We start from the raw sequence: 23,183 nt of genomic DNA, 5'->3' as shown, positions 1-23,183 counted from the left end.
TAAGTCAACGAAATGCAAGAATAAGCAAGGCTACCAATCTCGTGTCACATATATCCACAATCGCGGTCGTCGACGATGACCAGGCCATCCGGGAGGCGCTTGACGATCTGATCCAGTCCTGCGGCTACCAGAGCAAGCTTTTTGCCTCTGCGGAAGAGTTTCTCGCCTTTGACGACAGGGCGGCAATCGACTGCATGCTGGTCGATGTTAAGATGCCTGGACTTAGCGGCATCGAACTGCAGGAGATCCTCAACCGCGAACCTGAAAAGCCGCCGATGATCTTCATGACCTCCTATCGTGACGAGAGGACCCGCATGGCCGCCATTGAAGGCGGTGCGCTGGCCTTTCTGGGCAAGCCGGTCGAATTCGATTCCCTCATCAACTATCTGGAATTGGCTCTAAAGCCATAAGGCTTAATCGTGTCGGCTGAGAAAGCGAGGTGAGCGCTATGATAAAGCTCAAGCGCCCAATTTTTATCAGCGTCGGGAAGAACATACTGATGGACGTGATCTTCTCCAACATCGTGGCCGGGGCGAATTACAAGTTTCACTGCGCGCTTCTGCGCCTGGGACCGGAGAATCCGATCTACGAATACCAGCCGGTCCGCGTTGCTGCGCCACGCCGCCCGGACGAAATCGGCCGGAACCATTTCTGATCGCCCCCTCTTCTGGCGCTAACCGGGTTCCCTCCCCGCCGGTCAGCGCATTTGCCGATCCATGGCTCTCAGAAAATACGGCAAACGTCCCTCGCAGGCCGCTGACAAGATTTTCGTACCTGCCGTCGATGCCGGACGGGCCGTCGAAGCGCTGCGGCAGCTTTCGACGGCAAGCCGGATCTGAAATCAGGCCGGCGGCGCGTCGAGCGCGTGCAGAATGCCGCGCAGCTCGGCAAGGCCGCGAAGGCGCCCGATTGCGGGATAGCCGGGCGTGACATTCTTCTGCAGGTCGTCGAGCATGCGGTGGCCATGATCCGAGCGGAAGACGATCGACTGGTCGGCGCTGCGGCGGCGGTCTTCGGCAACCAATTCCTTCAGCACGGCAACCATGTTCACGTCACCTTCGAGATGTGCGCTTTCATGGAAGGTACGTCCGTCGCCTTCGCGGGTCGTGGCGCGGAGGTGCGCGAAGTAGATGCGCGAGGCGAAACGCCGCGCAATCGCCGGCAGATCGTTGTCGGCGCGTACGCCGAGGCTGCCGGTGCAATAGCACATGCCGTTTGCGGCCGCCGGCACGGCATCGAACAGCGCTGCATAATCTTCAGCCGTCGATGCGATGCGCGGCAGGCCGAAAAGCGAGCGCGGCGGATCGTCCGGATGCAACGTCAGCTTTACGCCACGCGCTTCCGCGACAGGCACGACGGCTTCGAGGAATTCGACGAGATGCTGGCGAAGCTTCTTCGCATCGATGCCTTCATAGGCGATGAGCTTTTCGCGGAATGCCGGAATGGTCAGCGGCTCGGTCGTGGAGCCTGGTAGAGCCGAAGTGATAATGCGAGTAAGCTCGGCGATTTCCGCTTCCGTCATGCTTTCATAGACGACTTTCGCCCGTGCCCTATCCTCGTCGGAATATTCGGCTGCAGCGCTCGGCCGCTGCAGAACGAACAATTCGAAGGCGGCAAAACGCTCATGATCGAAACGCATTGCCGTGGCGCCGGTCGGCGTTACATAGTCGAGATCGGTGCGGGTCCAGTCGACGACGGGCATGAAATTATAGCAAACGATCGGAATGCCACAGGCGGCGACAGCTTCGAGGCTGGCAATCCAGGCCTCGATTTCGGCTTTCGCTTCCCCGCCCTTGCGCTTAACGGCATCAGGGATCGGGATGCTTTCGACGACGCTCCAGGTCAGTTGCGAACGGCCTGCCGGCGTGGTTTCGATCAGCGACTGACGCTCTCGTACTTCCGCCTTGGTCCAGGCGCGGCCGATCGGCACCTGATGCAGCGACGAAACAATGTTCGTTGCACCTGTCTGGCGCACCTCGTCCAGCGTGACAGGTGCCTCCGGCCCGAACCATCTCCAACCTTGCCGCATTTCGTCTGTCTCCTCTCTCGTTTTCTTAGCAGAAGTAGTCCGGAAACTGCGAGCGCAGCTCCGCCACGTCGGGTATGACGGCGCTTAAGTGATGAACCATGGCTTCGCGCGCTGCGGCGATATCGTGCGCCGCGATGGCGTCGCGGATCACCATGTGTTCGCGCACGACATTGTCCATGCGCCCGAGTACCGGCAGCGTCAGGCGCCGCGCCCGGTCGATCTGAACCTTCACGGCCTTGAGAATGGTCCAGATACCGGGATAACCGGCAATCTGCGCGATCGCCTCGTGAAAGGCTTCATCCTCTTCATGAAAGCCCGAGGCATTGCCGAGGGCTGCGTGCGTCTTCTGCCGGGCGATGATCGCATCGAGCCGCGTTATATCGCCCTCCGTTGCAATTTTGGCGGCCGTCTCGACCGTCGTTCCCTCGAGCGCCTTGCGCACAACGACTGCTTCCGGGATGGCCGAAACGGGCACGCGCGAAACCACCGTGCCGGACTGCGGATAGATGTCGACGAGCCCACCTTCGGAGAGCCTCAACAACGCCTCACGCACCGGCGTGCGGCTCACACCGAAATCCTCGGCGATCCGCTTTTCCTGCAACGCCGTGCCCGGCGGGATTTTCAGCGACACAATATCGGCATGTAGCCGCTCGTGGATCGCCGCCGCCGTCGTCACGCGGCGGATCTTTCCGCCGGCATCGCGCGGCGCCGGAAAGGCAAGGATTTCAGAGTCGGAGGCCTGCCGCATGCATGATCTCAAGACGTTGACACTTTCGTGCATACTAGTATATCAATTGAATTCTGTTGCCAAGCCATGCCGCGGAGGAGAACGCCGGCATGGCGCTGCACCCGGAGGAACGCTTCGAGCTGCGAGCATTCGGATGCGCCGGAAAACCGGGGCATCGAGGCATGAGACGTGCATCGCGATGCAAACGAGCGGCGCTCGGGGCAAAGGCCGGCACCGCGCAAAGGAGGAGGAGGACGGAATGAAGATCACACGCAGAACCTTCGTCGGCGGAGCTGCCGGCGTCGCCGCGGCCGGAATGCTGCCGCTTCGCGCTTTCGCTCAGGCAAAAGCGCCGGCAAGCCCGGTAACCATCACCATCGTCGATGTCGCCGGCAACTTGGCGCTGACGCAAGGCATGTTCGAGAACTACGCCAAGGCAAAGCCCGAATTCGTCGCCAGCTTTTCCTTCACCAAGGCGCCTGCTCCGGAACTGCCGGCCAAGATCCAGGCCCAGCAGGCTGCCGGCAAGGTCGATATCGATCTCGTGCTGACCGGCACCGACGCGCTTTCGGCCGGTGTCGACCAGGGTCTCTGGGTCGACCTGTCCAGCAAGAAGTCCGCCCTTCCAAATCTTGAAAGCATCCTGCAGCCACAGGCATTCAAGATGCAGGCACTTGCCAAGGACCAGGGTGTCGTCATCACCTATTACCCGTCCGGCCCGCTGATTGAATATATGCCGGACAAGGTAGCGACCCCGCCGAAGTCGGCGCAGGAACTGCTCGACTGGACGAAGCAGAACAAGAACAAGTTCCTCTATGCCCGCCCTGCAAACTCAGGCCCGGGCCGCACGCTGCTGATGGGCCTGCCCTACCTGCTCGGCGACAGCAATCCGCGCGACCCGGTCAACGGCTGGTCCAAGACCTGGGAATATCTGGCCGCGCTCGGCGAAAACATCGAATACTACCCGACCGGCACCGCCGTGGTCTTCAAGGAACTCGGCGAAGGTACGCGCGACATCGTCGCCACGACGACCGGTTGGGACATCAACCCTCGTGCCCTCGGCATCGTTCCTGAGGAAGCCAAGGTCGGCAAGCTCGAAGGCTTCCACTGGGTCACCGATGCGCATTATGCGGCGATCCCAAAGGGCGTCTCCGATGAGAAGGTCGGCGTTCTGCTGGACGTGCTGAACTTCATCTATCAGCCGCAGCAGCAAGCAATCGCCTATGATGCCGGCTACTTCTACCCAGGTCCGGCGGTAAAGGACGTCGCTCTCGAGATGGCGCCTGCAGAAAGCCAGGAAACCATCAAGGAATTCGGCCGGCCGGAATATGCCGACTGGATCGCCGGCAACCCGTTGGAAGTGCCGCTCGAGCCCAAGCAACTCGTCCAGGCCTTCCGCATATGGGACGAGAAGATCGGCGCCAAGAAGGGTTGATTGTTGGTGATCGAATTGAACCGGCGCCGGGTATCTCGGCGCCGGATTTCTAACGGCCATGATTGCCGATAAATGGAGATTGCATTGACTTTGCCGGTTCAAAACGCAGCAGCAGCGTCATCGCGGAAAAGTGCGCGCCTTGAGCTTGATGGCATCAAGCGGTCCTTCGGCGCTTATAATGCCCTCGATGGGATCGATCTCACCGTTGAACCTGGCGAATTCATCGCACTTCTCGGCCCTTCCGGCTGCGGCAAGTCCACGGCGCTGAACTGCATCGCCGGCCTGCTTGGCCTGTCCGGCGGCGAAATCCGCCTCGGCGGCAATCGCATCGACCAATTGGAGCCGGAAAAGCGCGGCTTCGGCATGGTCTTCCAGAGCTATGCCCTCTTCCCACACATGAGCGTGCGCAAGAATGTCGGCTTCGGCCTTGCGATGCAGGGCATTCGTGGTGCAGAGGCCGACAAGCGCGTCATCGATGCACTGGCGCTCGTGCGCCTCGAAAGCCAGGCAGACAAACTGCCCGGCCAGCTCTCAGGCGGCCAGCAGCAGCGAGTGGCCATTGCCCGCGCCATTGTCATCCGCCCGCCGATTGTCCTGATGGACGAGCCGCTCTCCAACCTCGACGCCAAGCTGCGCCTGGAAATGCGCGCCGAAATCCGCGGCATCCATGACCAGATCGGCTCGACGACCATCTACGTCACCCACGACCAGGACGAAGCTCTGTCGCTTGCCGACCGCATCGTTGTCATGAGCCAGGGCCATATCCAGCAGATCGGCACACCTCAGGATCTCTACCAGCGCCCGGTCAACCTCAACGTCGCTGATTTCATGGGCTTCCGCACCCGCATTCCCGGCCGCGTCGTCTCCGTTTCCGGCGACGAAGCAGAAATCGAAGCCGCTGGCGCGCGGCTGACCGGCACCATGCGCGATACATTGAGGGTCGGCGATGCCGCAATGCTTTCCGTGCGCCCGGAAGATCTGGTTGCCACCGACGGTAGCGGCATTCCCGTCATTGTCGCGAGCACCGAATATCGCGGCCGTGCCTTCTTCGGCATGGCCCGCTCAGCGGAGGGATCGGAGCTATATTTCCGCTCCGATGATGCGCTGCCACGCGGCTCTGCCACCACTCTGCAGCCGGTCGCAGGCCGCTCGCTTGTCTTCAAAGGGGTGCCCGCATGAACGGCGGTCCCTCACTGAAAACCCGGCTTGCCGCTCAAGGCCTTGATGGCACAACATTGCTTGTGTTGCCTGGGCTGATCTTCATGATCGCCCTCTTCATCTACCCCTTCGTCTACGGCGTTGCGGATTCGCTGATGCCGAAGGATGGCGGCGTCTGGTACGAGAACTACGCGAAGTTCTTCTCCGATCAGTTCCAATATGGCACCATCGCCAACACGATGTGGCTTGCCTTGCCGGTGACGATCGTCAACCTTGCCTTCGCAATCCCCGTCGCCTTCCGTGTCCGCCTGATGCGCCGCCAGCGGCTGCTGACGACGATCCTCGTGCTGCCGATCACTCTCGGCACGGTCTTCGTCGCCGATGGCCTTTTGACCTATCTCGGCCCGCGCGGCTGGTTCAATCAGACGCTCATCCTTTTCGGAATTCTGGAATCGCCGATCAAGCTCACCAACAACTACTGGGGCGTTTTCGCCTCGCTGCTGATCACCGGCTTCCCCTTCGCCTTCCTGCTGACGCTCTCCTACATTACTGGCATCGACCCGGCGATCGAACAGGCCGCAGCAACCCTCGGCGCCAATCCGCGGCAGCGCTTCATACGCGTGTTCCTGCCGCTCCTGGTACCCGGCCTTGCCGTGACCTTTTGCTTGTCCTTCGTCCAGGCTTTTGCAGTCTTCCCCTCAGCCGTCCTGCTCGGCGCGCCGGCCGGTCCGACGCGCGTTATCTCAATTGCCGCCTATCAGGCCGCCTTCGAGCAATACGACCATTCCTACGGCACAGCGATCGCCCTGATCATGGGCATGGTCGAACTCATTGTCGTCGTCGCCGTTCTTGGCGCACGTTCCTTCTTCTACCGCGGCCCGGCCGGCGGCACGAAAGGTTGAGCCATGATCCGTGACCAGGGCCTTACCTCGAAGATCTGGCGCATCGCCGTCTGGGCGCTTGCCACCCTTTTCGTCCTCAATCTGCTGGCGGTCATCGCAGCCGTCATCCTCAATTCCTTTGCGACGCGCTGGCTCGGCACTTGGCTGCCGCGCGGCTGGACCGACCGCTGGTATTTCAGCGCCTGGAGTGAGTTTCAGCTCTCCAACGTTCTAATCGTCACTTTCGAGATGGTCTTCGTCGTCGTCATCATTTCAGGCATCCTCGGCGTGATGACCGCCTACGCACTCGCGCGGCGCGACTTTCCCGGTAAGCGCGCCATCATCCTGCTCTTCCTGCTGCCGTTGCTGATCCCGCCGCTCACCTATGGCATTCCGCTGGCGACCGTGCTGTACCAGCTCGGCCTCGGCGGTACCTTCTGGGGCGTGGTGCTGATCAACCTCGTGCCGTCCTTCCCCTTCGTCGTGCTGGTCATGATCCCCTTCATCGAGCAGATCGACCCGCGTATCGAAGCAGCCGCCCGTGTCTTCGGCGCCGGCACCACCAGCCTCTTTATCCGCATTCTGCTGCCGCTCCTGCTGCCCGGCATGCTGGCAGCACTTCTCCTCGTCCTGGTGCGCACGCTCGCCATGTTCGAGCTGACTTTCCTGATCGCGGGACCGCAGACTCAGACGCTCGTCGTTTCACTCTATTATGCTGTCTTTGCTTCAGGCGTGCGCGCCGGCCAGTCGATCGACGCGATGGCAGTGGTCTATATGGTGACGACACTCTTCTGGCTCGTCATTGCGCTGCAATTCGTCAATCCGACACAGATCGTCGCTCGCGCCAAACAGCAATCGGCGCATTGAGGCCCTCCAACGGGAAGGCCCCTTGCGGATGCTGCTGCCGGAACCCGGCAGCAGCATCCTTAATCAATAAACTTCAGGAACATGCATTTCCGGCGGAACCGCGACGCGGTGATAATCGTCGTGACGCACGCGCTCGGGCAGCACGATTGCTTCCTTCGGAACGTCCTCATAAGGAACCTGGGTCAGGAGATGTGCGATGCAGTTGAGGCGTGCCCGCTTCTTGTCCACGGCCTGGACGACCCACCACGGAGCTTCCGGAATATGAGTGCGGTCCAGCATCTCTTCCTTGGCCTTGGTATACTCTTCCCAGTGGACACGGCTCTGCAGGTCCATCGGCGACAGCTTCCACTGCTTCAGGGGATCGTGAATGCGCATGTTGAAGCGGAATTCCTGCTCCTCGTCGGTAATCGAGAACCAGTACTTGATGAGAATGATGCCGGAGCGGACCAGCATGCGCTCGAATTCCGGCACGGAGCGAAAGAACTCTTCAAGTTCGTCCTTTGTGCAGAAGCCCATGACGCGCTCGACACCTGCACGATTGTACCAGCTGCGGTCGAAGAGCACCATTTCGCCTGCCGACGGCAGGTGCGGCGTATAGCGTTGGAAATACCACTGATTCCGCTCGCGTTCGGTTGGTGCCGGAAGCGCCACGACGCGGCAGACGCGCGGATTGAGACGTTGAGTCACGCGCTTGATCGCACCGCCCTTGCCGGCGGAGTCGCGGCCCTCGAAAAGCACGACGACCTTGAGCTTCTTGTATTGAACCCAGTCCTGAAGGCGGACGAGCTCATGCTGCAGGCGGAAGAGTTCGCGGAAATAGAGCTTGCGGTCGAGCGTCTGTTCCGCCGGGCCGGACATCCCTTCGGCAACAAGCTCATCGAGTCGGTCCTCCTCCATCTGCATTTCCAGCTCCTCATCGAAGCTGTCGGCAATCTCGTTCTTGATACGGTCGAGCTGAGTGTTTTCGATCATGGCACGCTCCCTTCAATCTGCTCGATAAAGCACGTTCTCGCCATAGCTATATGACAGAGTTGCGACGATCGAAAATTTGCTTTGGCAAAACGCAAATCACAGCGTCTGAAGCCGATAGAACGGCTTAAGCCTCGCGCGGCGGCACGCGGGTGATGCGCGCGCCGAGTGCATTCAGGCGTTCTTCGATCCGCTCATAGCCGCGTTCAATCTGCTGGGCATTGTTGATGACGCTAGTACCCTCAGCGCACATCGCGGCGATCAGCATCGCCATGCCGGCTCGGATATCGGGGCTCTCCACCTGCGCGGCGCGAAGCTTGGAAGGACCGGCGACGATCGCACGATGCGGGTCGCAGAGCACGATGCGGGCGCCCATCGCGATCAGCTTGTCGACGAAGAACATTCGGCTTTCGAACATCTTCTCGAACATCAGCACCACGCCGTCGCATTGCGAGGCGGTGACGATGGCAATCGACATCGTATCAGCGGGGAATGCGGGCCAGGGCTGATCCTCGATCTTTGGAATATGCCCGCCGAAATCCGGCTGGATCTTCATCTCCTGCCCTGCCGGCACCACGACATCATCGCCTTCGATACGGCAGCGGATGCCGAGACGCTCGAAGGTCATCAGTGTCGAACGCAGATGCTCCACGCCCGCTCGGCGGATAACGATCTCGGAACCGGTGACGGCAGCCAGGCCGATCAACGAACCGACCTCGTTGTGGTCAGGCCCGACACGGTGCGACGTGCTGCCAAATGGCTGGCCGCCGTGGATGGTCATCGTATTGGTTCCGATACCCTCGATTTTCGCGCCCATCGCGATGAGGAAATGCGCGAGATCCTGAACATGCGGTTCGGATGCGCAGTTGCGCAGGATCGTCTTGCCTTCGGCAGCGACAGCCGCACAGAGCGCGTTTTCAGTCGCCGTGACCGAGGGTTCGTCGAGGAACACGTCCGCACCACGCAAATACTTTGCGCGAAAGCTGTAGGAGCCGTTGACACTGATCTCGGCGCCAAGCTGCTCCAATGCAAGGAAGTGAGTATCGACGCGGCGGCGGCCGATGACATCACCGCCCGGCGGCGGCAAGGTGATTTCACCACAGCGCGCCAGCATCGGGCCGGCAAGCAGGATGGACGCGCGAATACGTGCGCAGAGGCCGGGATCGAGATCGGCCGGCTTCAGGTCGCTTGCTTCGATCTGAAGTTCGTTGCGGCCGAGCCAGCGTGCCTTGGCGCCGACAGATTGGATCAGCTCGACCAGTGCTTCGACATCGCGGATGCGCGGCACATTTGTCAAATGCACGAGTTTATCGGTCAGCAGCGAGGCGGCGATGATCGGCAGGGCAGCGTTCTTGTTGCCGCTCGGTTGGATCTCGCCGGCAAGACGATGGCCGCCTTCAACAATGTATTGAATCCGCTCATGCGGCTGTGCCTGTGCCACTCTGGTCATCCTTGTTCGATTCGATTTCTTGGGAGGATATCTGCGTTGTCATTGTGACATCGAGGTGTCACCCATTGAGGAGTGCGACTGTTTTTAACGTTGCCCTGTCTGAACTGCCAGATGCAAGTCCACAGAACAAAGCCCGTTAGGCGGCGCTGCCGGTCGCAGTTCGCAGAAGAGTCAATCGGCGGGAGAATCGCTGCTGAAGGGGCTGAACGTCGTCCTGAACGGCACTTTCCCTCATAGGCGATTGCCGCGGCCAGGCGGACCGAACTTCAGGCCGCCGGCAACATCGTTGCCACTGTATGCGGATAGAAGCTGGACCGGCATTCTGACAGGGAACCCTTCTATGTCGCGGCGTGCCAGCTCCCTCAGAAAACTGCGCGCGGATCAAGCCGCGCAAGACGGCGCAGGAGATAATCGACCTCAGCCCGCGCTGTGGCGCTGAGCGCGCTTCCAGGCTTGCGCTGCGCATCCGAAGTAATGACTCCCCGGCGCATGAGGACATGCTTGCGGACGGCAAGGCCGACACCCAGCTGCTGCTCGTAGCGGATCAGCGGCAGATGGGCATCGAAGAGATCATGCGCCTCGTCGCGTTTTCCCGCGGCAAACAGATTGATCAGTTCGACCAGCATGTCCGGGAAACCGTAGCCGGTCATAGCGCCGTCAGCACCACGCTCCGGCTCGAAATCGAGGAACATTCCGCCATTGCCGCAGAGGATCGAGAAGGGGCGGAGATCGCCCGCCTTTTGCATTGCCCGCAGCTTCGAGATCTTCTCCAATCCCGGCCAGTCCTCATGCTTGAGCATGAGGCAGGAGGGATGATCGGAAATGATCTTGGCAATCACGCCCGAGGACATCACGACTGTCAGCGTCAGCGGATAATCCTGCAGCACCCAGGGAACGTCGGCCCCAACAGCGTCGACAGCCTGTGCGAAATACTGGACGATCTGCTCATCGGTGCGAAGCAGCGGCGTCGGAGCGATCATCACGCCGGCAGCCCCCATGTCCATCGCATCACGGGCGAGCGAACGCATGGCTGCAAAGCCGGGTGCGGAGACACCGACAACGACCGGCACCCTTGAACGGCCGACGACCTGGCGGATGATAGCTCGCGATTCCGCAGGCTCCAGTTTCGGTGCCTCGCCCATGATGCCGAGGATTGTCATGCCTGTAACGCCGCTGTCCTGATAAAACTCGGTCAGCCGGTCGATCGACGGCGTATCGAGACTACCATCAGGCAGGAATGGCGTGGTTGCGATAGCGTAGACGCCCTTAGCGTCAGTCCCGAAGCTCATTGTGCATCCTTCCACGCCTGATAGCGTGCCTTCGTTTCAGCATTCATGGGATAGAGACCGGGCAGCGGTACGCCCCGGTCGATTTCACCCATGATCCAACCTTCCACGCGTTCCTGTTCCGGTGCTTCGGCAAGCACGGTATCCAAGAGAGCGGCCGGGATGAGCACGGCGCCATCCTTGTCGGCAACAACGATGTCGCCGGGGAAAACCGCAACGCCGCCGCAGGCGATCGGCTGCTGCCAGCCGACGAAAGTCAGCCCGGCAACGGAAGGCGGCGCCGCCATGCCGTAGCACCATATAGGCAGCCCGCTTGCGAGCACGCCCTCGAGATCGCGCACCACACCATCGCTGACCAAGGCCGCGACCTTGCGTTTCATCATCCGGGCACAAAGGATATCGCCGAAGATGCCGGCATCCTGCACGCCCATGGCATCGACCACGGCGATACACCCTTCCGGCATATCCTCGATCGCCGCTCGCGTGGAGATCGGCGAAGCCCAGCTTTCGGGCGTCGCCAGGTCCTCGCGCGCCGGCACGAAACGCAGCGTGAAGGCCGGGCCGACAACCCGCTCCTGGCCGGCCTTTAGCGGCCTGCTACCACGCATCCAGACGTTCCTGAGCCCCTTCTTCAGAAGCACGGTAGTCAGCGTCGCCGTGGAGACGCCTTTCAGGGTTTCGATGATTGACGGATTGAGAGACATGGATCGTACCTTCATATGCTCTGGATGAGGCCACCGTCGATGCGGATGACTGAGCCAGTGATGTAGGATGCACGCTGGCTCGCCAGAAAAGCTACGGTATCGCCATATTCCTGCGGCCGCCCGTAACGCCCGACAGGAATGGAAGCGGTGCTTTCCGCCGTTACCTCTTCCACCGGCCGGTTTTCGCGCTTGGCCTTCTGCTCATCGAGGAAAGTGATCCGACCGGTCGCAATACGGCCCGGCAGAACGATATTGGCCGTGATCCCGTCGCGGCCGATTTCGCGCGCGAGCGTCTTCGACCAGCCGACAAGCGCCAGGCGCAGGCTGTTGGAGATGCCTAGATTGGGAATCGGCGCCACGACGCCTGACGACGTGGAGGTGATGACCCGACCCCAGCCGCGCTTTTTCATGCCGGGTAACACGGCATCCGTCACCGAAATCACCGAGCGAACCATCATGTCGAAATATTTCGACCAGGTTTCCGCCGTCTGGCCGGACGCCGGCGTTGGCGGCGGGCCACCCGTATTGTTGACGAGAATATCGACAGGTCCGAAGGCTTTCGCGATCGCAGCGAGCCTTGCGTCGATGACGGAGAGATCGGCAATATCCCAGCCGATGGAGATCGCTTGCCCTCCCGCGGAAACGATGCCATCCGCCGTCTTTGCAGCCGCAACGTCATCGATATCCGCAGCGGCGACGCGAACGCCCTCCGAAGCCAGCGAGCGGGCAATAGCGCCACCCAGTCCACCACCCGCGCCGAATACCAATGCGGTCTTTCCGTCCAATTGCATATCCAAAGCAGATACTCCGGTTTCGCACGCATTATGGCGATCACGGAAAGAAGAAAAATCTCGCTTTTTATGCTTTCAGAAGATAAGAATTCTATTCTTATGGAAACGCGTTTTCTCGATACTTTCCTGCTGGTTACCGAGCTTGGGTCGCTGGCTGAAGCCTCCCGGCGCCTCGGCATTACGCCAGCCGCGGTCGCCCAACGCATGCAGGCACTGGAAGATGATGTCGGTGTGCCGCTCTTAACCCGCGTCGGGCGTCGCGTTCGACCCACCGATACGGGCCATGCCATCATCGAAAAGAGCCGCAGGATACTGGCAGAGGTCCGCGATCTGCGCAGCCTCGCCAATGCCGGCCTTCCCTCCGGCGAACTGCGCCTCGGAGCGATCACCACGGCATTGACCGGGCTGTTGCCAGCCGCACTGCACGAGGTCTTTGCCAGCATGCCGCTTGTGGAAGTGTTCCTGCTGCCCGGCGCCTCCACCGATCTTTATCAGCGGCTGATGGACAGGGACATTGACGCGGCGATCATCGTAAAGCCGCCATTTCCGATACCAAAGACATTGGAATGGGAGCTTCTGCGAACCGAGCGTCTTGTCCTCATCGCGCCCGGCGATTGCAGTGACGCGGACCCGCACGATCTCCTGAAGACCCGCCCCTTCATCCGCTACGACCGGAACAACTGGGGCGGCCGCCTTGCCGATGAGTATCTTCAGAAACAGGGCCTGAAGCCCACCGAGCGTCTGGAACTCGACGCTCTGGAAGCAATCTCCGTCATGGTCGCCAACGGGCTCGGCGTCTCGCTTGTGCCGGACTGGGCAAGACCCTGGCCGGAAGGCCTCAATGTCGCTGTCCTGGAACTGCCGCTCCCCTTCCCGCCCCGCGAGGTCGGCATTCTCTGGCCCCGCAGTTCGCCGTCGCGCCGGCTGACCGGCATCGTCCTTGACGCGCTGAAACGCTCGCAGGCAGGCAACCGGTCCTGACAGTCATTCCCCGGAAATCAGGCTCTTGCGCTGATAGACATGGATATAATCGACCAGCAGATAGGAGGGGTCCGGCGTTTCATCGATCGGCCAGCCTGAGCCGAGGGCAAGATTGACCAGCGGGTAAAAGGGCATCTGGAATTCCGGCGGCGTATCGAAGCTCCAGATCGGGCTGCGGTCCCAATAGAAGCTCGATTTCCGCGGGCCGATATCGACGCCAAAAGTGTGGTAGTCGCTGCTGAGCGAGCCTTCGGGCACATTCGTCAGATGGCCATCCGTCGTGTGCTGGTTGCTCGGGCGCCAGACATGATAGCCCATGCTGAACTCGCCGGGCGCACGACCGTAATATTCGATCACGTCGATTTCCGAGGTGAATTTGGACCGATCGAGGCCGATCAGCCAGAAAGCTGGCCAGACGCCCTTGCCGGGCGGCAGCTTCATGCGCGCTTCAAAATAACCGAACTTCTGGGAAAAGCCCTCGCCTTTCGGATTGGTGGAGGCGAGCAGACCGGAGCGCCACTTACCATCCGCATCCTTGCGAGCCTCGATCCGCAAGATGCCATCATTGACCGTAAAAGGGAAACCGTCCATTGGGTCGGTAAACTGGGCGTCGCCGAAATCGCCATTCCACGGTGTATGCGCGATCCAGCGCGATCCCTTTTCACCCCAGGCCGAAACGTCAAGTGTGTTGAAGTCTTCGGCAAAGGTCAGCTGGAAATCATCGAGATTGAGTGGCTCTTCGGCCTCACTGGGCCGGGGGCCTGGCGGGCCGAAAAGACCGATGACGATCAGAAGCGCAAATCTTCCGGCAAATTTAACGTGACGCATTGTGCTCCCTCCAGGAGATTTTTCGAACCCGTTGCGGGGTTTGCGAGCCGATCATGAAACGACGGCTCCGTTTCGCCAGGGCGTGATCTTCCTCATGACGATGGCTTCTAGTCCGTCGGGCCGTCCTACGGCCTGCCACAAGAGCAGCGAGAAAGCCCAGAAGATCGCAAGCGCGGCACCGCTGCAGAGACTAACGCCAGCGACGAGCTCGATGCCGAGCGGCGTGGCAATGAGAACGGGCTGCACCCAGAGCAGGAAACCGATCATCGGCAGGCAGGCCGCAAGCGGCCGGACGAACGCGTAAAGCTGCGCCCCGATTGAGGCACCGATCAGCCGCTGCGTGATGACGAGGCAGACGACATAGGCAACGACTGCGGAGATAGCGCGCGCTGCCAGCGCACCGTCAAGCCCGAACATCACCACGCCGAGCACCGTAACCGGCGCCCTCACTGCGAATTCAGCAGACATTCTGAGCGCCACGTATCGGGTTTTGTCGAGAACCATGACGAGCGGCGGCATGATGGTCGTCGGCAGGCCGATCAGGCTGACGGTGCAGAGCCACTGCAGGATCGGCGCCGCAAATGCCCACTTCTCGCCGACGACGATTCGCAGGATCGGATCGGCCAGGAGAATGATCACGAGCAGGACGGGCGCCGCCACGACCATGATCGCATTTGTGGCCTTCAGATAAGCAGTAATCTGCTTGCCCCGGTCACTGACATTGGAAAAGGCCGCCATCAGCGGACGCATGAGTGGGCCGACGAACGTCTGATAGGGAATGCCAGTAAGATTGTCCGCGACGCTGAAGGCACCATAAGTGGAAAGGCTCGTAAAGCGCGGCAGCAGCAGCCGATCCATCTGCCAGTTGAGCGAGTTGAGAACCTGCGAAACCGTGTTCCAGCCGATCATGTCCTGGAAATGCTTCCATTCAGAAAGGCTGAGCCTTGGCCGCATCGGCGCGAAGATATAGGAAAGTATGGTCGCCGTCGTCGGCCCGGCAACGGCGCCAATCGCCAGCCCCCAGTAGCTGTCGGTCGCAAGCGCGATACCGACGCCGAAGATCAGGGTCGATCCCTTGGCGATGATGTCGAGGGCAAATTCGCGCCGGAAGTCGAAGCGCTGCATGAAAAGCACCAAGCGCGGGCTAATCACGCTGCGCATCGCAGGCGCGATCGAAATCACGGCAATCAGCGAAAAGAGCCGCGGATCATTGTAGATGAGAGCCATCGGGCAGGCGACGACGATCATTATCAGGCTGATCGCCGTTCCTCTAATGAGGCTCAATGTAAAGGCCGTAGCAAACATCCGCTCGGATGGCGAAGGAATACGCACCAACGCCTGGGTGAGCGGCAGATCGAGGATCGCCTCGACGATGACGAGGACCGACGTGGCAATGGCGACGATCCCGAAATCGGCCGGGCTCAAAAGTCTTGCAAGAATGAGCAGGCTCACGAAATCGAGCAGCCGCGCCAGGAATTTTCCGCCGATTGTCCAGATGCTTGCTGTCGCCGTTCTATGCGATACGCTTGACACGATCTATTCCTTGGCCATGAGCAACGAACCTCTTCTGGGAAGCGCCGGGTGCTGCCGCTCCGGGGTTTTTGTGCGTGTCAGCTTACTTTCCTCCTGACAGGGCTTGCGGCCTGAAGGCCGTGCTTGGCGAGTTGCTCATCGATGAGCGAGCCGAGGCGGTCGCGGAACACTGCTGCGGAGAATTTCAGAGCGTGGTTATGAATCGCCACCGGATCGAGCGTTTCCTCGACCGCTTCGAAGGCTGCCATCGTTTCCATCAGAGCTTCCGCACTCTGCTCGGCAAAGCGGAAACCGACATGGGGTGCGCAGACAGTCTCGCGTGCACCGCCCGCATCGAAAGCCAGAACTGGCCGGCCGGCTGCCATTGCTTCCACCGGCAGAATTCCGAAGTCTTCAATGCCGGGAAACAGCAGAGCGCGGCAGCGCGACAGATGATCACGCAGAGCTGGGAACGGCTGATGGCCGAGGAACTCCACCGTCGGTCCAGCGATGGACCTGAGATAGTCCTCCTGCTCGCCCTCGCCGATCACGACCAGATTGCGGCCCATTTCCGTGCAGGCCTTCACGGCAATATCCGGCCGCTTATAAGCGGTGAGTTGGCCTGCATAGAGATAGAATTCGCCCTTACCTTGCCCGATGGCGAAATCGTCGGTCGCGACCGGGGGATAGATGACGATGGCATCGCGGTCATAGAAGCGGCGGATACGGCCCGCCACATAGCTGGAATTCGCTACGAACATATCGACGCGCGAGGCGGTGGTTACATCCCAGGCACGCAGCATCGGAGCCGTGAGCGACATCATTGCCTTGCCGATCCAGGAAACACCGCGCCGATAGACGTGAAACTGATCCCAGATGTAGCGCATCGGCGAATGGCAGTAGCAAATGTGAAGGGCATCCGCCCGCGTGATGATGCCCTTAGCAGGTCCGGATTCGCTTGAAATGACAAGATCATAGTCCTGAAGGTCGAAGTGCTCGAGCGCAAACGGCATGAGCGGCAGCATCTTCGTATAGTGACGCGTCGAACGCGGGATCTTCTGTAGAAAGGACGTTTGAATCTTGCGGCTGTTCAGGAAATCGCTGGTACGATCGGGATTGTGCACCAGCGTGAAGATATCTGCCTGCGGGAACATACGGCAGAGTTCTTCCACCACCTTTTCGCCTCCGCGCATCGATACCAGCCAGTAGTGGACGATTGCGACGCGAAGCGGCTTCGCATCGGCCCTATTGCCGGCTTCGACGGCCCGGCTTCTTGCCACGACGGGCGCGTCGCTTCGGAATGCCATTGCATCGGGGAGAGAGCTTGCTGCTTTAACAGTCATCTGAACGCTCCTTGTACAATTGCCCCGCCCTTCGGCTCAGGCACCACATGTGTCGGAATCAGACTGCGGTATTGTGCGAGAAGGGCATCACGCCATTCTTCGTGTGTCGTTGCCAGATTGGGCGACAGCTGGAAGGCACGTTCGCTCATCAAACGGACATCCTCGTCAGGCATCTGGCGGAAGGCCGTCAGCGTTGCGGCAAAGACTTCCTCGTCCATCGTGTTGCACGAGATCGCCATTCCGGCCCTCTCCATTTCCTCGGCAAGGAAGGCGCCCTTGCTCATGATGACGGGAAGGCCGCTGCGCGCCGCCTCGATCGCCACAAGGCCGAACGGCTCCGGATAGCGGGACGGCATGACAAGAGCCCTTGCAGTGCGGATGATCCGGCCGATCTCGGCATGCGACTGCCAACCCATGGCTCGGACATGATCGCCAGCCGCGACGACCTTCGGCATCAGCGGCCCATCGCCGATGACGCAAAGCCTTGCTCCGGCTCTGTGCACAGCGGCAAGCGCGTCTTCGATACCCTTTTCCTCATCCAGCCGCCCGATGAAGACGAACTCGTCATTATCCTCGGCTGCGACACGCTCAGGCGTCAGCGGCGCGATCGGGTTGCGGATGGTGATCAGCCGTTCCGGTCGATAGCCGGAGCTTACAAGGAACTCAGCCATCTTTTCATGGAGCAGGATGATCCTGCCGAAGGCGGGGCGGCTTCTGAGCGCGCGGAAGAGATTGGCGCCACGGGCCGTCCGCCACAGTTTCTGCGCATAGCTGCGCTTGTCGCAGGAAGTGGCAACACAGCTCGCCCCGAGCGGACGTCGCCGGCAGATATCTTGCGCTCGATAATCGAAAAACGCACCATTGGGACAGCCGGTGAAAAAGTCGTGGGCGTGAACGACGCATCGATCGGCAACAGGTGTAAGCGCATCAAAGACGGCCGGTGACAGGATCTGATGCCAGCCGTGGACATGATAGGCGGTCCTCGGCGTATCGTTGGCACGCAACCAGGCGGAAATCATGCTAGCGGCTGCAGGATTGTGAATGCCGGTCGCGAAGGCCTTCACCCGGTTGGAACTCAAAAGGTCGCGGCTATTGAGCTTAACGATCGAGACATCGAGAGAAACAAGCTCTTCACTGGCGCCATCGTCGCCGCAGATGTAAGTGACGGCAATGCCGAGTCCGCGGAAGAGCTTCGCCGACAGTACCGCAAGCGCGGTCGCCCCGCCCCTCGCCGTCGAATAGTCATCGATTATGACCACACGGTCGAGCACCGGTCGCGCAGCGATGCCGTCCCTCCAAATTTTGGCGTAGCGTCCGGAAGCCGGCCACCGCAACGTCGAAACGGCGGACCCTTTTTCATCGGGACGCAGTTGGCCGGTGTCGTTCATAGAAGCTCTCCAACGACAAACACAATGGACGCTCTTGACGGCTGGAACCCTATGCCGCCCATAACGGGTGAAGTGATCACAGGCCGGCCGCCCAAGGCGGCCGGATCGTGACGAAGCGCATTATTTCGCCGACGCTGCACCGTCGGCATAGGCTTCCAGCGCCTTACGGTTGAGAATACGGATCCTGCCCTGGGCTCCGTCGATCACCTTGCATTCACGCAGTCGCCGCAAGCACTGGTTGACTTTTTCACGGGAAGCCGGAAGCGTCGCTGCCAGATCGTTTTGGGAAATGACCAGCACATCGCGGTTGGCTGGCGTGTCCTTTCCGTAGACTGAAGAGAGTCGCAGAAGCATTGCCGCCAGCCGCGACTGCAGGCTCGATCCGGCGTTCGAAATGATGCGCCGCTCCAGTTCGGAGACGCGCGCAAGCGTTCTCGAAAAGACCTTTTCCTGAAACTGCGGATCGGTTGCGTACCTTTCCCGCAACAGCCGGCCTTCGAAGAAGTATAGCTCGCAATCAGAACTGGCTCTATACTCCAGGTTCAGCATTTGCCTGCGCAATACTTCGAGTTCGCCGATCAACCCTCCTCTCGGAATGATCTCGACAATGAACTCCCTGCCGTCTGGCAGCATTGTACTGGCACTGACCAGCCCGCGCTGCACCCGGGCGAACATGTCTACGAAGACTCCAGCGCCTGCAATAAGTTCACCGCGGCGGAAGTTGCGTATAGTCGCGCGGCAGAACGGGAAGTCGTCATCACTTGAGATGCGGTTGTTCAAAGATGTATCCGGAACAACGCTAATAGCCGCATTGCCCATAGCGACCCTATAGTCTCTCGTTTGTGTAGCTCCGTCCATGCGCATAACTCCCCAACAAAACAAATTGGCCGTAGCTGATGCTGCACTGCATCATTTATATTGTCCTAACTTGAGAGTCAAATAACAATCGAAGATGACAGGAGCATCTCAAATAATAGTGACAATACCACCAGTTATATAGATTATATTTTTTCTAGTATCCGTCGAATTCAGGAGAGGTATTAAGCCAAAGTGCCTATTTTTGGGGCGATCAAATTCAGAATTGTTCAAAAAATGGCTGCAACGCCCGGCTTCATCTATGCAAGCCGTTGCGCTCAGACCTCGCGTAAGTTGAATTATCGAAGAGAATTAGGATGTAGAAATCCCCTGCCGCCAAATTCGGACAGAATTTCGAAGCATCACAGTATTAGCATAAAGAATTTGTTAATCATTATGACCGCGGTCACAGACAAGCACATTGCGCTGCACCAAACTTCGTAAGGTTCTAACCGAAAACTTTTGGAGTCGGTCGATGACTTGGGAAGTACAGAGTATCAAAGTTCGTGAATCCTGGCCGAAGGTTGACCAGTTCGGGATGAACAACGATCGTCACGCAGTATTGCGCCCTCACGTAGTCGGCAGGGCATCTAAGCGGGCGGTCGATATTGTGATTGCAACGACTGCTCTGATTCTGCTGTCGCCTCTAATGCTGATCACCGCACTCATCGTAAAGTTGAGCGATCAAGGGCCGGTCTTCTATTCACATACGCGTATTGGATATGGGGGCGTCGCCTTCGGCTGCCTCAAGTTCCGCACCATGAAGACCGATGCAGCCGCCCAGCTTGCCGACTTGCTGCGCACCAATCCGTCAGCGCGGGCCGAATGGGAAGCAACGCGGAAGCTGAAGAACGATCCGCGCATCACCACTGTCGGCGAGATATTGAGGAGGTCCAGTATCGATGAGCTCCCGCAGCTCATCAATATCCTGCGGGGAGAAATGAGCGTTGTAGGTCCGCGGCCGGTGACAGCTGAGGAGCTGGCTCGCTACGGCGAGCATGTCACGAGTTACATGGCCGCCAGACCGGGTCTGACTGGACAGTGGCAAATCAGCGGGCGCAACGATGTCAGCTACGAGCATCGCGTCGCGCTCGATGTCCAATATGTCCGCGACTGGTCGCTCACGCGCGATTTCATCATCGTCGCGAAGACCGTTCCAGCGCTGTTCTCGCAGCGCGGCTGCTACTAGTCCCAAAACGACGTATGACCCGAGCGGGCCATACGCACCTGCAGGATATCAACGAAGAGACACTCTCGCCCCTTGGATCAGGACACTATGAACTCAAATCACGTCTTCAGCAGCGTCTCCCCGATATCTTTGCCGGCCACTGCCAGCGATAGTTCGTCGCTGACGCTGCGGGATATGTCCTTTTTCGTCAGGATGCGTTGGCCATGGATGGTATTTACCACCTTAGTCTTTCTGATACTCGCCGCCGCCTATCTCTTCGTTGCTAAGCCGACTTATGTGGCCAGTACCCAGCTTATGGTTTTTCCGCAAGCGAACGGCTCGGAGGCTCAAAGGGCCTTCGCCGAAGACGCCTTCATCGATGCGCAGCTTGAAATAGCAAAGTCTAGCGATGTTCTCGGCGGCGTGGCCAGCGCGCTGAACCTCGCCAACGATCCGGCCTTCTCCGATCAGACCCTTTCCCTGCAGGACAAGGTGAAAGATTGGCTGACCAGCAACCCAGCCAGCAGCGCCCAGCCCGAGACGGCACAGGGTGACGTGATCTCAGGGAACGCCCAGCCCGCAACGGCGGGCCAGGAAGTACGTCGGACCGATCGGGTCATCGCGCGGCTGCGCAATATTGTGGCGATGCGCCGCATCGGCCAGTCGACGATCCTCGAAATATCCGCATCTGCATCCAACCCGCAGCGCGCGGTGGAGATCGCCGACGCGGTTGCCCAGCAATACATCCACAAGAATGTCCAGATGAAGGCCGTTGCGGCCCAGCAGTATAGTGAATGGCTGGAACAGTTCGTCAATGAGCAGCAGCGCGGGCTTGCCGACGCAGCAAACGCGCTTGCCACCTTCAAGGCAAATCCGCGCGACCAGTTCAAGCTTGCCGAATTGCAGAGCGCGACTGACGCCCGCCGCACCCTCTTCGAAAATACCCTGACTCAATACACGGAGGCCAAGCAGCGCATTTCCTATCCCGTCTCCGACGCCACTATCGTCTCGCGGGCCACTTCGCCGGTCTCCAAGGCGCAGCCGAACAATTCGCTGATCCTCGCCTTCGCGCTGGTTGTCGGCGCCGGTTCCGGCCTCGGCCTCGCCATGATTCGCCATGTCAGCGATCGGCGCATCATGCGCACCCAGCAGCTCTCGCAGGCGGCTGGCCTGTCTTTCGTCACACCTCTCGGACGCGCAAAGAGGGCTGGCCGCGCCGCGGCGCTGTCTACTGCCAACGATAGCGGCACCGTTGCCTACCCGATAATCCCCGGAATGGCCGAACTAGGTGCGACTGTCACCGGCTTTCGCCGCAGACGGCGTGTGGTGATCGGCCTCGTGGCCGTCGACCCGGGCGGCGGCGCATCCACCATCGCTTGCGAGCTTGCCGTGCTCTCGGCGATGTCAGGCTCGCGTACCCTGTTGATCGACGCTGCAGCGACCAAACCTTCTTTGAGCAAATCCATCGCGCCGAACAGTTCGGCCGGCCTAATCGACGTGCTCGACAATATCGAGGCGATGCGCACCGCTACCCTGTCACTGACGCCGACACTGAAATTCCTGCCTCTGGGCAAGGTCCGCGCTGTGACGCCCGCCATCCGCCTGAGTTCACGCCGCACTCAACTCAACTTCAATGATCTGAAGAAGGAATTCGACGCCATATTCGTCGATATCTCCGCCTTCACCTCGTCGCCGGACGCCAATGCGATCGCGCCGGAGCTGGACGGCGTTCTCCTCGTAACCTCCTACGGCCGCACTTCGATTGACGAAACCGTTCGCGTGATTGACAGCATGCGCAATGTCGGCGCCGAAATCCTTGGCGCGATCGTCAACAACACACCATCGAGTGTTCGGACATGACCGCTCCGACCCCCCAGGCACCGAAACTGAAGATCGCCGTCGGCATTGCCTCGGCGGGCCGGCCGACGACGCTTTTGGAGACGGTGACCTATATCGATAGCCTTCAGCCTCATCCAGATCGCATCATCGTCTGCGTCCCCAACTTGGATGACGCTGCCGGGCTCTCCAACCGAGAGGGTGTGGAATTGATGGTCGGCCCCCGCGGGCTGACCTGCCAGCGCAACCGGATCATTGAAGCCGCAGGCGCGGACGCGGACGTGCTGATCTTCCTCGACGACGACTTCATTCCTGCGCCCGGCTTCATTCCGCGCATGGCAGCGGTCTTTGCCGACAATCCGGATGTGGTCATCGCGACCGGCGACGTCCTCGCCGACGGCATTCTCGGCAAGGGGATGACCCAATCTGAAGCCATACACGTCATTGAGACCGCAGGCGAAAGAGGCGAACAGGTCACCGAAGTCTATAATGCCTATGGATGTAATATGGCGGTTCGGTTGGCGCCAATTGCCGGCCACGGGCTCGCCTTCGACGAGGAGCTGCCGCTCTACGGCTGGCTCGAAGATGTCGATTTCAGCCGGGCAATGGCTCGTTACGGACGGTCGGTGCGTATTTCGGGCGCCTGCGGCGTCCATCTCGGCGTCAAGACCGGACGCCAGCCCGGCAAGCGGCTGGGCTATTCGCAAGTCGCAAATCCCGTGCATCTGATGCGCAAGGGCACCATGTCCTTGACCCGTGCGCTGGCGCAGATCGGCCGCAATATTCTGGCGAACGCCCGCGGTACCCTGCTGAATGATCCCGCGGTCGACCGTCGTGGTCGGCTGAACGGCAATTTCCTGGCTTTGTCCGATCTTCTGGTGGGACGTGCATCTCCCATGCGCATTCTCGAGCTCAGCCAGTCCTCAAATCGCGAGATGTCCTCCACATCCATCGCGGCAAAACGGAGGTAACAGA

At 60.1% G+C, this 23,183-nt stretch carries 24 protein-coding genes; 11 read left to right on the top strand and 13 right to left on the bottom strand.

Annotated elements, in window-relative coordinates; translation table 11 throughout:
• The first annotated feature begins 41 nt into the window (after positions 1-41).
• The 3 genes from FHT92_RS28170 (at position 42) to FHT92_RS29705 (ending at position 839) form a co-directional block, all read left to right on the top strand.
• Complete coding sequence (locus FHT92_RS28170; protein ID WP_183741638.1) at positions 42-410, top strand: response regulator transcription factor; 369 nt, start codon at positions 42-44, stop codon at positions 408-410.
• Between the two features lie 38 nt (positions 411-448).
• Complete coding sequence (locus FHT92_RS28165; protein WP_183741640.1) at positions 449-655, top strand: hypothetical protein; 207 nt, start codon at positions 449-451, stop codon at positions 653-655.
• A 61-nt stretch (positions 656-716) separates the two neighbouring features.
• Entirely contained in the window at positions 717-839 is a 123-nt protein-coding gene (locus FHT92_RS29705) for a hypothetical protein (protein ID WP_281412830.1), read from the top strand.
• Between the two features lie 2 nt (positions 840-841).
• Here the strand turns inward: FHT92_RS29705 and uxuA are convergent, their stop codons facing one another.
• Complete coding sequence (uxuA, locus tag FHT92_RS28155; RefSeq protein WP_183831378.1) at positions 842-2,029, bottom strand: mannonate dehydratase; 1,188 nt, start codon at positions 2,027-2,029, stop codon at positions 842-844.
• Between the two features lie 25 nt (positions 2,030-2,054).
• The gene (locus FHT92_RS28150) at positions 2,055-2,777 is read right to left on the bottom strand and encodes a GntR family transcriptional regulator (protein WP_183831376.1); all 723 of its coding nucleotides are present in this window, start codon (positions 2,775-2,777) and stop codon (positions 2,055-2,057) included.
• A gap of 238 nt (positions 2,778-3,015) precedes the next feature.
• On the opposite strand from FHT92_RS28150, the gene FHT92_RS28145 reads away from it, so the two are divergent.
• The 4 genes from FHT92_RS28145 to FHT92_RS28130 all read left to right on the top strand — a co-directional run bounded on the left by FHT92_RS28145 (position 3,016) and on the right by FHT92_RS28130 (position 7,097).
• Positions 3,016-4,191 (top strand): extracellular solute-binding protein, encoded by a 1,176-nt coding sequence (locus FHT92_RS28145; protein WP_183741646.1) that lies wholly within the window; start codon positions 3,016-3,018, stop codon positions 4,189-4,191.
• Positions 4,192-4,263: 72 nt separating this feature from the next.
• Entirely contained in the window at positions 4,264-5,370 is a 1,107-nt protein-coding gene (locus FHT92_RS28140) for an ABC transporter ATP-binding protein (protein WP_183741648.1), read from the top strand.
• A complete protein-coding gene (locus tag FHT92_RS28135; protein WP_183831374.1) occupies positions 5,367-6,251 on the top strand; it encodes an ABC transporter permease in 885 nt (294 codons plus the stop codon). The genes FHT92_RS28140 and FHT92_RS28135 overlap by 4 nt, the downstream gene beginning before the upstream one ends.
• A gap of 3 nt (positions 6,252-6,254) precedes the next feature.
• Positions 6,255-7,097 carry an ABC transporter permease gene (locus FHT92_RS28130; RefSeq protein WP_183741652.1) on the top strand — a complete coding sequence of 281 codons (843 nt, stop codon included), beginning with the start codon at positions 6,255-6,257 and terminating at the stop codon, positions 7,095-7,097.
• A gap of 63 nt (positions 7,098-7,160) precedes the next feature.
• On the opposite strand, the gene ppk2 is transcribed toward FHT92_RS28130, so the two are convergent.
• The 5 genes from ppk2 to FHT92_RS28105 form a co-directional block, all read right to left on the bottom strand.
• Positions 7,161-8,069 (bottom strand): polyphosphate kinase 2, encoded by a 909-nt coding sequence (ppk2, locus tag FHT92_RS28125; protein WP_183831372.1) that lies wholly within the window; start codon positions 8,067-8,069, stop codon positions 7,161-7,163.
• Positions 8,070-8,193: 124 nt separating this feature from the next.
• Positions 8,194-9,516 carry a UDP-N-acetylglucosamine 1-carboxyvinyltransferase gene (gene murA / locus FHT92_RS28120; protein WP_183831370.1) on the bottom strand — a complete coding sequence of 441 codons (1,323 nt, stop codon included), beginning with the start codon at positions 9,514-9,516 and terminating at the stop codon, positions 8,194-8,196.
• Between the two features lie 362 nt (positions 9,517-9,878).
• Positions 9,879-10,805: a dihydrodipicolinate synthase family protein gene (locus FHT92_RS28115; protein WP_183831368.1), complete on the bottom strand. Its 927-nt coding sequence runs from the start codon at positions 10,803-10,805 to the stop codon at positions 9,879-9,881.
• On the bottom strand, positions 10,802-11,506 hold the full coding sequence (locus FHT92_RS28110; protein ID WP_183831366.1) for a ribonuclease activity regulator RraA: 705 nt from the start codon (positions 11,504-11,506) through the stop codon (positions 10,802-10,804). Before FHT92_RS28110 ends, FHT92_RS28115 begins: the two co-directional genes overlap by 4 nt.
• Before the next feature lie 11 nt (positions 11,507-11,517).
• Entirely contained in the window at positions 11,518-12,297 is a 780-nt protein-coding gene (locus FHT92_RS28105; protein ID WP_183741870.1) for an SDR family oxidoreductase, read from the bottom strand.
• A 99-nt stretch (positions 12,298-12,396) separates the two neighbouring features.
• Between FHT92_RS28105 and FHT92_RS28100 the strand changes: the two genes are divergently transcribed.
• On the top strand, positions 12,397-13,278 hold the full coding sequence (locus FHT92_RS28100; RefSeq protein WP_183831364.1) for a LysR family transcriptional regulator: 882 nt from the start codon (positions 12,397-12,399) through the stop codon (positions 13,276-13,278).
• Between the two features lie 3 nt (positions 13,279-13,281).
• Here FHT92_RS28100 and FHT92_RS28095 read toward each other — a convergent pair whose 3' ends face one another.
• From FHT92_RS28095 to FHT92_RS28075, 5 genes are all read right to left on the bottom strand, one after another.
• Positions 13,282-14,106 (bottom strand): glycoside hydrolase family 16 protein, encoded by an 825-nt coding sequence (locus FHT92_RS28095; RefSeq protein WP_183831362.1) that lies wholly within the window; start codon positions 14,104-14,106, stop codon positions 13,282-13,284.
• A 51-nt stretch (positions 14,107-14,157) separates the two neighbouring features.
• On the bottom strand, positions 14,158-15,639 hold the full coding sequence (locus FHT92_RS28090; protein ID WP_183831360.1) for a lipopolysaccharide biosynthesis protein: 1,482 nt from the start codon (positions 15,637-15,639) through the stop codon (positions 14,158-14,160).
• Positions 15,640-15,716: 77 nt separating this feature from the next.
• Positions 15,717-16,961, bottom strand: coding sequence for a glycosyltransferase family 4 protein (locus FHT92_RS28085; RefSeq protein WP_183831358.1), 1,245 nt, complete (start codon positions 16,959-16,961; stop codon positions 15,717-15,719).
• Positions 16,958-18,349 carry a glycosyltransferase family 4 protein gene (locus FHT92_RS28080; protein WP_183831356.1) on the bottom strand — a complete coding sequence of 464 codons (1,392 nt, stop codon included), beginning with the start codon at positions 18,347-18,349 and terminating at the stop codon, positions 16,958-16,960. Before FHT92_RS28080 ends, FHT92_RS28085 begins: the two co-directional genes overlap by 4 nt.
• Positions 18,350-18,469: 120 nt before the next feature.
• A complete protein-coding gene (locus tag FHT92_RS28075) occupies positions 18,470-19,207 on the bottom strand; it encodes a Crp/Fnr family transcriptional regulator (RefSeq protein WP_409527179.1) in 738 nt (245 codons plus the stop codon).
• Positions 19,208-19,679: 472 nt separating this feature from the next.
• On the opposite strand from FHT92_RS28075, the gene FHT92_RS28070 reads away from it, so the two are divergent.
• A complete protein-coding gene (locus tag FHT92_RS28070) occupies positions 19,680-20,393 on the top strand; it encodes a sugar transferase (protein WP_281412831.1) in 714 nt (237 codons plus the stop codon).
• 98 nt (positions 20,394-20,491) lie between these two features.
• Here FHT92_RS28070 and FHT92_RS29800 read toward each other — a convergent pair whose 3' ends face one another.
• A complete protein-coding gene (locus FHT92_RS29800; protein WP_312858798.1) occupies positions 20,492-20,614 on the bottom strand; it encodes a hypothetical protein in 123 nt (40 codons plus the stop codon).
• Between FHT92_RS29800 and FHT92_RS28065 the strand changes: the two genes are divergently transcribed.
• Together FHT92_RS28065 and FHT92_RS28060 are read left to right on the top strand one after the other, a co-directional pair.
• The gene (locus FHT92_RS28065; protein ID WP_312858797.1) at positions 20,601-22,232 is read left to right on the top strand and encodes a Wzz/FepE/Etk N-terminal domain-containing protein; all 1,632 of its coding nucleotides are present in this window, start codon (positions 20,601-20,603) and stop codon (positions 22,230-22,232) included. The two genes, FHT92_RS29800 and FHT92_RS28065, sit on opposite strands and share 14 nt — an antisense overlap.
• A complete protein-coding gene (locus FHT92_RS28060) occupies positions 22,229-23,179 on the top strand; it encodes a glycosyltransferase family 2 protein (RefSeq protein ID WP_183831352.1) in 951 nt (316 codons plus the stop codon). The genes FHT92_RS28065 and FHT92_RS28060 overlap by 4 nt, the downstream gene beginning before the upstream one ends.
• Positions 23,180-23,183: the final 4 nt, after the last annotated feature.

This window comes from Rhizobium sp. BK377, from assembly GCF_014193935.1.
GTDB lineage: Bacteria > Pseudomonadota > Alphaproteobacteria > Rhizobiales > Rhizobiaceae > Rhizobium.
The sequence above is the reverse complement of the archived record's forward strand: the minus strand, read 5'-3'. Positions and strand labels throughout refer to the sequence as shown.

What these genes read in the sequence shown, in the direction of transcription:
- FHT92_RS28165 (WP_183741640.1), top strand. Translation starts at nt 449, where the DNA reads ATGATAAAGCTCAAGCGCCCAATTTTTATCAGCGTCGGGAAGAACATA.
- FHT92_RS29705 (WP_281412830.1), top strand. Translation starts at nt 717, where the DNA reads ATGGCTCTCAGAAAATACGGCAAACGTCCCTCGCAGGCCGCTGACAAG.
- uxuA (WP_183831378.1), bottom strand. Translation starts at nt 2,029, where the DNA reads ATGCGGCAAGGTTGGAGATGGTTCGGGCCGGAGGCACCTGTCACGCTG.
- FHT92_RS28150 (WP_183831376.1), bottom strand. Translation starts at nt 2,777, where the DNA reads ATGCGGCAGGCCTCCGACTCTGAAATCCTTGCCTTTCCGGCGCCGCGC.
- FHT92_RS28145 (WP_183741646.1), top strand. Translation starts at nt 3,016, where the DNA reads ATGAAGATCACACGCAGAACCTTCGTCGGCGGAGCTGCCGGCGTCGCC.
- FHT92_RS28140 (WP_183741648.1), top strand. Translation starts at nt 4,264, where the DNA reads ATGGAGATTGCATTGACTTTGCCGGTTCAAAACGCAGCAGCAGCGTCA.
- FHT92_RS28135 (WP_183831374.1), top strand. Translation starts at nt 5,367, where the DNA reads ATGAACGGCGGTCCCTCACTGAAAACCCGGCTTGCCGCTCAAGGCCTT.
- FHT92_RS28130 (WP_183741652.1), top strand. Translation starts at nt 6,255, where the DNA reads ATGATCCGTGACCAGGGCCTTACCTCGAAGATCTGGCGCATCGCCGTC.
- ppk2 (WP_183831372.1), bottom strand. Translation starts at nt 8,069, where the DNA reads ATGATCGAAAACACTCAGCTCGACCGTATCAAGAACGAGATTGCCGAC.
- murA (WP_183831370.1), bottom strand. Translation starts at nt 9,516, where the DNA reads ATGACCAGAGTGGCACAGGCACAGCCGCATGAGCGGATTCAATACATT.
- FHT92_RS28115 (WP_183831368.1), bottom strand. Translation starts at nt 10,805, where the DNA reads ATGAGCTTCGGGACTGACGCTAAGGGCGTCTACGCTATCGCAACCACG.
- FHT92_RS28110 (WP_183831366.1), bottom strand. Translation starts at nt 11,506, where the DNA reads ATGTCTCTCAATCCGTCAATCATCGAAACCCTGAAAGGCGTCTCCACG.
- FHT92_RS28105 (WP_183741870.1), bottom strand. Translation starts at nt 12,297, where the DNA reads ATGCAATTGGACGGAAAGACCGCATTGGTATTCGGCGCGGGTGGTGGA.
- FHT92_RS28100 (WP_183831364.1), top strand. Translation starts at nt 12,397, where the DNA reads ATGGAAACGCGTTTTCTCGATACTTTCCTGCTGGTTACCGAGCTTGGG.
- FHT92_RS28095 (WP_183831362.1), bottom strand. Translation starts at nt 14,106, where the DNA reads ATGCGTCACGTTAAATTTGCCGGAAGATTTGCGCTTCTGATCGTCATC.
- FHT92_RS28085 (WP_183831358.1), bottom strand. Translation starts at nt 16,961, where the DNA reads ATGACTGTTAAAGCAGCAAGCTCTCTCCCCGATGCAATGGCATTCCGA.
- FHT92_RS28080 (WP_183831356.1), bottom strand. Translation starts at nt 18,349, where the DNA reads ATGAACGACACCGGCCAACTGCGTCCCGATGAAAAAGGGTCCGCCGTT.
- FHT92_RS28075 (WP_409527179.1), bottom strand. Translation starts at nt 19,207, where the DNA reads ATGGACGGAGCTACACAAACGAGAGACTATAGGGTCGCTATGGGCAAT.
- FHT92_RS28070 (WP_281412831.1), top strand. Translation starts at nt 19,680, where the DNA reads ATGACTTGGGAAGTACAGAGTATCAAAGTTCGTGAATCCTGGCCGAAG.
- FHT92_RS28065 (WP_312858797.1), top strand. Translation starts at nt 20,601, where the DNA reads ATGGTATTTACCACCTTAGTCTTTCTGATACTCGCCGCCGCCTATCTC.
- FHT92_RS28060 (WP_183831352.1), top strand. Translation starts at nt 22,229, where the DNA reads ATGACCGCTCCGACCCCCCAGGCACCGAAACTGAAGATCGCCGTCGGC.